At 68.0% G+C, this 6,013-nt stretch carries 5 protein-coding genes; 4 read left to right on the top strand and 1 reads right to left on the bottom strand.

All coding sequences use genetic code 11. From position 1 onward, the window contains the following. Window positions 1-551, top strand: a 551-nt coding sequence (locus ACFWPJ_RS22220) for an AAA family ATPase (protein WP_378854201.1), incomplete at its 5' end; no start/stop codon positions are given. Continuing rightward, window positions 548-2,179, top strand: coding sequence for an ABC transporter permease (locus ACFWPJ_RS22215; RefSeq protein ID WP_378854199.1), 1,632 nt, complete (start codon window positions 548-550; stop codon window positions 2,177-2,179). The genes ACFWPJ_RS22220 and ACFWPJ_RS22215, both read left to right, overlap by 4 nt. A 60-nt stretch (window positions 2,180-2,239) precedes the next feature. Here the strand turns inward: ACFWPJ_RS22215 and ACFWPJ_RS22210 are convergent, their stop codons facing one another. Then, window positions 2,240-3,739, bottom strand: coding sequence for a sugar transferase (locus ACFWPJ_RS22210; RefSeq protein ID WP_378854198.1), 1,500 nt, complete (start codon window positions 3,737-3,739; stop codon window positions 2,240-2,242). A gap of 445 nt (window positions 3,740-4,184) precedes the next feature. Here ACFWPJ_RS22210 and ACFWPJ_RS22205 point away from each other — a divergent pair, with 445 nt between their 5' ends. Further along, entirely contained in the window at window positions 4,185-5,456 is a 1,272-nt protein-coding gene (locus ACFWPJ_RS22205; protein ID WP_378854203.1) for a methyltransferase domain-containing protein, read from the top strand. Further along, on the top strand, window positions 5,453-6,013 hold a 561-nt coding region (locus ACFWPJ_RS22200), incomplete at its 3' end, for a glucose-1-phosphate cytidylyltransferase (protein ID WP_378854197.1). The genes ACFWPJ_RS22205 and ACFWPJ_RS22200, both read left to right, overlap by 4 nt.

Genomic DNA, 6,013 nt, shown 5'->3' with positions numbered 1-6,013 from the left:
GGACCAAGAAGGCCCGCACCTATTCCAGGGGCAACCGGCAGAAGGTCGCCCTGGTGTCGGCGTTCTCGGCCGACGCGGATCTGCTCATCCTCGACGAGCCGACCTCGGGTCTTGACCCGTTGATGGAGCAGATCTTCCAGGACTGCGTCCGCGAGGCCGCGGCTCGCGGGGCGACCGTGCTGTTGTCGAGCCACATCCTGTCCGAGGTCGAGCACCTGTGTGACCGGGTGACGATCATCCGCGCGGGCCGCACAGTCGAATCCGGCTCGCTGGATCAGCTGCGGCACCTGAGCCGCACCGCGATCACGGCCGAACTGACCGGCGATCCGGGCGATGTCGGCGCGCTGCCGGGTGTCGACGATGTCGAAGTCGACGGGTCCACCCTGCGCTGCCAGGTCGACGCCGAGCACCTCGGCGAGCTGATCCGCGTCCTCGGTGACGCGGGCGTACGTAGCCTGACCAGCGCACCACCCACACTCGAGGACCTGTTCCTGCGCCACTACCACGTCGAGAGCGGCGCGACGGTCACCGGAGAGAAGGTGCGGGCATGACCACCATCGCCGCCACCCCGAGGTTCATCGGAACCACCCACACCGCCAGCGAATTCGCGGGCACCGGGCAGATGCTGCGGCTGTATCTGCGGCGCGACCGGATCATCGCGCCCGCGTGGTCGCTGCTGATCGGGCTGATGCCCGCGCTGCAGGTCGTCTCGGTCAAGGACCTGTACGCCACCCAGCAGCAGCTGGACAGCTTCGCCACGACAACGGCGGCCAGTCCCGCGCTGCTGGCCATGTACGGTCCGGTGTTCAATTCCTCGCTCGGGTCCATCGGCACCTGGAAGGCCGGAGCGATGTACGCGATGATCGCGATCGCCGCCGTACTCACGGTGATCCGGCACACCAGGGTCGAGGAGGAGACCGGACGCGCGGAACTGGTCGGCGCCACCAGCATCGGCCGTTTCGCCGGTCTCACCGGCGCGCTGCTGCTGACCTTCGGCGCCGCGGCGGTGGCCGGAATCGCCTGCGCCGCTTCGCTGATGGCCGCCGACCTGCCCACGGCGGGCTCGGTGGCGTGGGGCGCGGCGCTGGCCGCCTCCGGCTTCGTGTGGGCCGCGGTCGCCGCGGTCGCCGCCCAGCTCAGCAACGGGGCACGGATCGCGCGTGGTGTCGCGCTCGGCGCGCTGGGCGCGGCCTTCGCGGTGCGCGCGGTGGGCGACGCCGGAAACGGTGCGCTCTCGTGGTTCTCACCGCTGGGCTGGTGCCTGCAGATCCGTCCGTACGCCGAGGAACGCTGGTGGGTGCTCGTCCCACTCGCCGCCGTGGCCATCGGCGCGACGCTGCTCGCCTACCAGCTGCTGCGCACCCGTGACCTCGGCGCGGGCCTGCTCGCCGAACGTCCAGGACCCGCCGTGGCGGACCCCGCTCTCTCGGGCCCGGTCGGTCTGGCCTGGCGATTGCAGCGCGGCTCGATGCTCGGCTGGACGGTCGGTTTCGGCCTGTACGGCCTGCTGATCGGTGGCGCGGTGAACAGCATCGGCGGCATGCTCGACGACAGCGGCACCCTGCGGGACGTGGTCACCGCGCTGGGCGGCTCCGAGGACCTGGAGAAGTCGTTCATCGCCTACGCGATCACCATGCTGGCGGCGGCCGCGGCCGCGTACTCGGTGTCGTCGGTGCTGCGCCTGCACGAGGAGGAGAACTCGGGTCGCGCCGAGGCGGTGCTGGCGGCGGGGGTGGGCCGGGTGCGCTACGCGTCGAGCCACCTGCTGTTCGCGGTCGCCGGGCCCGCGGTGGCCCTGCTGGTTTCCGGCATCGGGATCGGGATCGTGTGGGGCGGCACCGATGGTGATGTCGTCGGCAAGCTCGGTCAGTCGCTCGGCGCGGTCGCGGTGCAGCTGCCCGCGGTCTGGGTGGTCACCGCGATCGCCCTGCTGCTGAACGGCGTTGTACCGAAGTACGCGTCGCTGGCGTGGGCGGTGTTGAGCGCGATGATCGTGATCGTGCTGCTCGGTTCGCTCGGCACGTTCCCGCAGTGGCTGATGGATCTGGTGCCGTTCGTGCATCCGCCGAAGCTGCCGGGCGCGTCGTTCGACATCGTTCCGGTCGCCTGGCTCGTCGGGGTCGCCCTGGCCGGAATCGCTGTCGGCCTTACCGCCTTCCGGCGGCGCGACCTGCGCTGAATCCACCGGGTCGGTGCGCAGATCCCGCACCGGCCCGGTCGTCCGCCGGCGCACGAGCACCTAGTAGGCGCCATCCCCTTGGGCGACGGTGCCGATCGTCCGCCCGATCAGCTCGAGGTCGAGCAGCATCGACCAGTTCTCGACGTAGGAGAGGTCGAGCCGCACCGATTCCTCCACGGACAGATCCGAGCGGCCGCTGACCTGCCAGAGCCCGGTGACGCCCGGCTTCACGAGCAGTCGCCTGCGCATCTCCCCGTCATAGCTGTCGACCTCGCGCTGAACCTGCGGACGTGGGCCGACGACGCTCATCTCGCCACGCACGACGTTGATGAACTGGGGGAGTTCGTCGAGGCTGTATTTGCGCAGGAAACGGCCGACCGGGGTTACCCGGGGATCGTCCTTCAGCTTGAAGAACACCGGGTTTCCCCCGTGGTCCGCGATGAGCTGGTCGGCCATGCGGTCCGCATCGGCGAACATACTGCGGAACTTGATCATCCGGAACGGAACGCCGTCGAGACCGATCCGTTCGGAGCGGTAGAACACCGGTCCGGCGCTGGTCGTCTTGACCGCCAGCGCGATGGCGATCAGTATCGGGGCGATCAGTACCAGCACCGTCGCGGCGAAGCACAGATCGAAGGCCGCTTTGCGCCGGGATTTGGCCAGGCTGTAGCGGGGGCCGTCGATGTGCAACAGCGGCATTCCGGCCACCTGCCTGTTGGTCAGGCGAACACCGGCGATGTCGACGACGCCGGGTGCCACGATCAGGTCGACACCGAGCTGGTCGAGTTCCCAGGCCATGCGGCGTAGTTCGGCGGGCCCGAGGTGTTCGGTGGCGGCCACCGCGACCGAGTCGGCGCCGCTGCGACGCACCGCCTCCAGCACGGACCGGTCGTCACCGAGCACCGAGTGACCAGCCCCCGCCGCGAATTCGTCGCGGCCCGTCCCCTCCGGTACACACACGCCGACCACGCGGTAGCCCGAGGTGGGCTCCTCGGTGAACACGCTCGCCATGGCGTGCGCGGCCTCGGGTGAACCGACCACCAGAACCGCCGTCCGACAGCGCCCTCTGGCCCGCCACTGGCGCAGCACCATCCGCCAGCAGACTCGCCCCACGACGAGGGCGAGCAACCCCGCGGGCAACGCGATCGCGAGGTAGCCGCGGGCGAAATCGATCTGGAAGATCAGGGCGAGAATCGCCAGCACGCCGAACAACCGCAGGGTGGCTGAGAACAACCGCCGGAATTCCTCGACACCGGTACCGATGACATGCGGCGCCCTGGTGCCGCAACCGCTGAGCAGGGCCAGCCAGACCAGGGCCAACGCGCCCGACACCACCGAATACCCGACCTCGTAGGGCAACGGCCAGGCCAGCGGGGGCGCCGCCGGGCCACCGAACCGGGTGATCTGCGCGGCGCCCACCGCGAGCACCACGGCGAGCACATCCGTCACAGCCACCTGTTGGATGTACTCCGCCCGCCAGTGTCTACGCCGCACGCCCTGCAGCGTGGTGGCGCCGCTGACCACGTCGACATCACCACCACCGGCGAACTCGAAGTTCATGAACCCAACACCTTCTCCCCCACGGGCGACGACGTGTCCCCCGCTTCCCTCGATTCGGCGCCGACCCGTCGTCCGTTACAAGGTTCTTCGAACCCCGCACCTAAACTTCTGCGGCACAATGCTTTCCGGAAATTAGCCACAGGTACCGACGGTTCGCGCGGATAGTCGCATCCACAGCTATCGCCAATTGCTATGACGGCAGGTCGAATGCGTCACACTCCACATCGGATCACACGCCAAGGCGACAATTTCAGAGTTCACCGAACGATAGCCAATGACTCTCCCAATTGATTTAACCTAAAAAAATACCATTAATTCTGGTGCCGTACGGCCGTTCCCGCGACGCCCAATTCTGTTCATCAATGTAACGTCTGTGCCGATCCAGCCGACGTTCGGCTTGTCCGGGAATACCCGGAACAAGACCATCGACCCCGAAGGCGGCTGCGTGCACTGTCGACTCTGCGATTCCACCGCGCTCACCAGTGTGCTGGACCTGGGCGCGACGCCGCCGTGCGAGAGCTTCCTGGACGCCACCGGACTCGACCTGCCGGAGCCCACGTTTCCCCTGCATCTGCGACTGTGCGAGGACTGCCTGCTGTTGCAGATCCCGGCGCTGATCACCCCTGAGGACACCTTCACCGAGTACGCGTACTTCTCCTCGTACTCCGAGAGCTGGGTGCGCCACGCCGAGCGGTTCGTCGATACCGCCGCCGAGCGTCTCGGTCTCGGCGCCGATTCGTTCGTCGTCGAGGTGGCAAGCAACGACGGGTACCTGCTGCGTCACGCGGTGGCGCGCGGCATCCGCTGCCTTGGCATCGAACCGTCGGTCAATGTGGGCGGGGCGGCGCGGGCGGCCGGTGTGCCCACCGAGACGGCGTTCCTGGACGAGGAGTCGGCCGCGCGGGTGCGCGCCGAACACGGGCCCGCCGACCTGGTGGTCGCCAACAATGTCTACGCTCACATCCCCGATCTGCGCGGCTTCACCCGTGCGCTGCGGGGGTTGCTCAGCGATGACGGCTGGCTGAGCATCGAGGTGCACCACGCCCTGAATCTGGTCCAGCTCGGCCAGTTCGACACCGTGTATCACGAGCACTTCCAGTACTACACCGTCCATTCCGCGCAGCGCGCGCTGGCGGTGGGCGGACTGACGGTCGTCGATGTGGAACTGCTCGACACCCACGGCGGTTCGATCCGGCTGTGGGCCAGGCCCGACGCGGTCGCGGAGCCGACAGCACGGGTCGCGGAGGTGCTCGAGCTGGAACAGGCGGCGGGCCTGCATGTTCCCGAGGGGTACGCCGCGCTGGGTCCGCGCGCGGAATCGGTGCGCCTGGAACTGCTGCGCTTCCTGCTCGATTGCCGGGCGGCGGGCAAGCGGGTCGTCGGGTACGGCGCCCCAGGTAAGGGCAACACTCTGCTCAACTACTGCGGTATCCGGCCCGACCTGCTCGAGTACACCGTGGACCGCAACCCCTACAAGCACGGCCGCTACACCCCCGGCACCCGCATCCCGATCCATCCGCCGGAACGCATCGATGCCGACCGCCCGGATGTGGTGCTGGTGCTGCCCTGGAATCTCGAAACCGAGATCACCGCCCAGCTGCGCCATGTCGGCGACTGGGGTGGCGAACTGGTCTATCCGCTGCCGGTGCTGCACCGCGGCGACATTCTCGGCGACCCGGTGGTGGCCGGTGCCATGGAAACGAAGGTGAACCGATGAAGGTCGTGTTGTTCTGCGGCGGGTACGGCATGCGCATGCGCGGCGGGTCCGAGGACGTCGTGCCCAAGCCGATGCAGCTGGTCGGCCCGCGCCCGCTGCTGTGGCACGTGATGCGCTACTACGCCCACTACGGTCACAAGGAGTTCGTGCTGTGCCTGGGCTACGGCGCCGAGCACATCAAGAACTTCTTCCTCACCTATCAGGAGACGGCGTCCAACGATTTCGTCATCCGCGACGGTCAGGTCCAGCTGCTCGGCACCGATATCAGCGACTGGTCGATCACCTTCGTCGACACCGGGGTGGAGTCGGCGATCGGCGAGCGGCTGCGGCGGGTGCGCGAACATCTCGACGGTGACGAGTACTTCCTGGCCAACTACGCCGATGTGCTCACCGACGCACCGCTGGACACGATGATCGAACGTTTCCACGCCTCGGGTGCGGCCGCGTCGATGATGGTGGTGCCACCGCAGTCCTCGTTCCACTGTGTGGATATCACCGATACCGGCGAGGTGAATAACATCAAGCCGGTGGCGCGAATTCCGTTGTGGGAGAATGGC

This window comes from Nocardia sp. NPDC058497, from assembly GCF_042720195.1.
Classification (GTDB): domain Bacteria; phylum Actinomycetota; class Actinomycetes; order Mycobacteriales; family Mycobacteriaceae; genus Nocardia.
Note: the sequence above shows the minus strand (reverse complement) of the source record. Positions and strands in the feature narration are given on the sequence as shown.

What these genes read in the sequence shown, in the direction of transcription:
- ACFWPJ_RS22215 (WP_378854199.1), top strand. Translation starts at nt 548, where the DNA reads ATGACCACCATCGCCGCCACCCCGAGGTTCATCGGAACCACCCACACC.
- ACFWPJ_RS22210 (WP_378854198.1), bottom strand. Translation starts at nt 3,739, where the DNA reads ATGAACTTCGAGTTCGCCGGTGGTGGTGATGTCGACGTGGTCAGCGGC.